Consider the following 3,061-nt stretch of genomic DNA (forward strand, 5'->3'; position numbering starts at 1 on the left):
GGCACCGCGGTGCCCGGCCTGCCCGCGGACGCGGTGCCGTTGCGCACGTTGAGGATCATGGAGGTGGGCTCGCCGCGGGCGATGGCCGCCATGAGGGCCAGGGCGATGCCCTCGTACCCGCCCGCCTCCAGGTCGGCGGCGTCGCGCTCGCCGGCCTCGGTGGCGTCGCGGGCCTCGGCCATGTACGTCTCGTCGCGCAGCCTGCGCGCCCTGACCCACTCGGCGAGCGCCTCCTCGGGCCGCGCCCGCACGGCCGCGTAGAAGTCGTCCTGCTGGAGCAGCAGCGACTCCCCGCGCGTCTGCCCGGAGATCGCGGCCACGGACTCCCGGGTGAAGTAGTAGTAGTACAGGTACTCGTTGGGCAGCGCGCCCAGCGTGCGCACCCAGTCGGCGCCGAAGATGCGCGCCTCCTCCACCTGCCGCAGCGCGTCATCGTCCGCCAGCAGCCCCGGCAGCACGTCGCGCCCGTCATGGACGAGGCCGCGCAGCCAGCCGAGGTGGTTGAGCCCCACGTAGTCGGGCGACACGCGCGCGGGATCGAGTCCGAGCGCGGCGGCGGCCCGCCTGATCAGCCCGATCGGCGAGTCGCAGATGCCGATCACCCGGTCGCCGAGCACGTGCCGCATGGCCTCGGTGATCATGCCTGCGGGGTTGGTGAAGTTGATGACCCACGCCTGGGGCGCGAGCGCGGCCACCCGCTCCGCCACGCGCAGCGCGACGGGGACGGTGCGCAGGCCGTAGGAGATGCCGCCGGGGCCGGTCGTCTCCTGGCCGAGCAGGCCCAGGTCCAGCGCGACCCGCTCGTCGGCGGTCCGGCCGGCCAGGCCGCCGACCCTGATGGCGGAGAAGACGAACGTGGCATCCCGCAGCGCGGTGTCCAGGTCGGTGGTGATCTGGATCTCCGGCGGCTCGTCGTGCCCGGCGGCGAGCCGGCGCAGCACGTGACGGATGGCCTCGAGACGGTCCTGCGACACGTCGTACAGCACCACCTGCTCCACGCGTGGCTTGGCGGTGTCGCGCAGGAGCGCGCCGTACACGAGCGGCACACGGAAGCCGCCGCCCCCGAGAACGGCCAGTTTCATCCCAACCCCTTCACGCCAGCAGCACCTCGGCGCCGGCCGCCGCGCAGTTACGCAGCGTCTCCTCGTCGGCGCCCTTGTTCGTCACGATCACGTCGATGTCCTCGGGACCGCACACCCGCAGGGCGCCGGTGCCGGGGAACTTGTGCCGGTCGACGAGCAGCACCACCTGCCCCGCCGATGCGATCATGGCCCGCTTCAGCGGCACCTCGGCCAGCGTGGTGTCCACGAGCTGCCCGTCCGGCCGCACGCCGCTGACGCCCAGGAACACGCGGTCGGCGACCACCTGGCTGAGCGCCGCCTCGGTCAGCACCCCGACCAGCGAGTGGTACGGCCGGCGCACCATGCCGCCGAGCAGCAGCAGCTCGACCTCGGAGTCGGAGCGCAGCACGTCGAGCACGGCGAGGCTGGAGGTGACCACGGTGACGCGGCGCCCGCGCAGCCGCCGGGCCAGGCGCATGGTCGTCGTGCCGATGTCGAGCAGGACCACCTCGCCGTCGTTGACCAGGTCCGCGGCGCGGACCGCCACCGCCTCCTTGTCGTGCTCGTCCACGGCCGCCACCTCGGCGAACGGCCGGTCGGCGTCGGCGTCGACGCTGACCCCACCGTCGAGGAGCAGGGCACCGCCGCGGACGCGCCGCAGCGTGCCGTCGCGGTCGAGCACCTCGAGGTCCCTGCGGATGGTGGACGGGCTCACGCCGAGCTGGCTGGCGAGATCGCTAACGCTGGAGGCGCCTGAAAGTCGGACCCGGCGCATGATCTCGGCATGCCTGAGGCGCTGAAGCACGGCGTGAGCATATCAGTCAGATTCGCGCAGGAGTATGCATCTTTGACCAGAAACTCCCAGGGAAGACTTGAAGTGTTCGAGCAAACGTGCAAGATTTCGCACATCTCGATGCCTATCGAGGAGGATTCATTCCCGTGTCCATGCAGGCCTACGACCCCCTCGCCGACGAGCGCACCCCGGACGGGCCGCGGTTCGATGTCTTCCTGGCGGGCACGGTCTTTCTCGACATCGTCTTCACCGGCCTGCCCGCGATGCCCGCCGCCGGCACCGAGATCTGGGCCGAGGGCATGGGCTCGTGCCCCGGCGGCATCGCCAACCTCGCCATCGCGACCAGCCGGCTCGGCCTGCGCACCTCGCTGGCGGCCGCGTTCGGCGACGACGACTACGGCGACTTCTGCTGGCGCACGCTGGAGGAGCAGGAGTCGGTCGATCTTTCCAGGTCGCGGCGCTTCGAGCAGTGGCACTCGCCGGTGACGGTCTCCATGGCGGTCGACCGCGACCGCAGCATGGTGACGCACGGCCATCCGGCTCCCATGGCGGCGTCCGAGATGATCGGCAAGCCGCCCCGCTCCAAGGCCGTGATCGTGCCGCTGTCCACCGAGGAGCCGCTCGACTCCCCCGACAGTCCGTGCAACTGGGCGGAGCTGGCCCGCCGCGACGGCGCCCTCATCTTCGCGGACGTGGGCTGGGATCCCTCGGGCGTGTGGTCGCGGTCCCTGCTCGACCAGCTCGCCCTCTGCCACGCGTTCATGCCCAACGCGGTCGAGGCGATGGCCTACACCGGCGCCGACACCCCGCGCGACGCCCTCTACGCGATCGCCGACAAGGTGCCCGTCGCGGTGGTGACCGACGGGGCCAACGGCGCCATGGCCATCGACTCCGCGACGGGTGAGGAGGCGTTCGTGCCCGCTCCGCGGGTGACGGCGCTCGATCCGACCGGCGCGGGCGACGTCTTCGGCGCGGGCTTCGTGCTCGGCACGCTGTGCCGCTGGCCCCTGGCCGACCGGCTGGCGTTCGCGCAGCTCTGCGCGGCGCTGGCGGTGCAGCAGTTCGGCGGCTCGCTGGCCGCGCCGGGCTGGGGCGACATCGCCGACTGGTGGCACGAGGTGCGCGACTCGGCCGACCACAGCGGTGCCTACGGCAACTCGCTGGCCCGCCGCTACGCCTTCCTCGACAAGCTGGTGCCCGCCGTCCC

General features: G+C 72.4%; 3 protein-coding genes. 1 reads left to right on the forward strand and 2 read right to left on the reverse strand.

From position 1 onward, the window contains the following. The coding region (locus AB0J09_RS60680; protein WP_360712989.1) for a 6-phospho-beta-glucosidase at positions 1 to 1,082 on the reverse strand (1,082 nt) is incomplete at its 3' end. A 10-nt stretch (positions 1,083 to 1,092) separates the two neighbouring features. Continuing rightward, positions 1,093 to 1,866 (reverse strand): DeoR/GlpR family DNA-binding transcription regulator, encoded by a 774-nt coding sequence (locus AB0J09_RS60685; protein ID WP_360712992.1) that lies wholly within the window; start codon positions 1,864 to 1,866, stop codon positions 1,093 to 1,095. Positions 1,867 to 2,006: 140 nt separating this feature from the next. Between AB0J09_RS60685 and AB0J09_RS60690 the strand changes: the two genes are divergently transcribed. Continuing rightward, a partial coding sequence (locus tag AB0J09_RS60690; protein ID WP_360712994.1) for a carbohydrate kinase family protein occupies positions 2,007 to 3,061 on the forward strand: 1,055 nt, incomplete at its 3' end.

It is taken from the genome of Nonomuraea sp. NPDC049784, assembly GCF_040659615.1.
In the GTDB taxonomy this organism is placed as follows: domain Bacteria; phylum Actinomycetota; class Actinomycetes; order Streptosporangiales; family Streptosporangiaceae; genus Nonomuraea.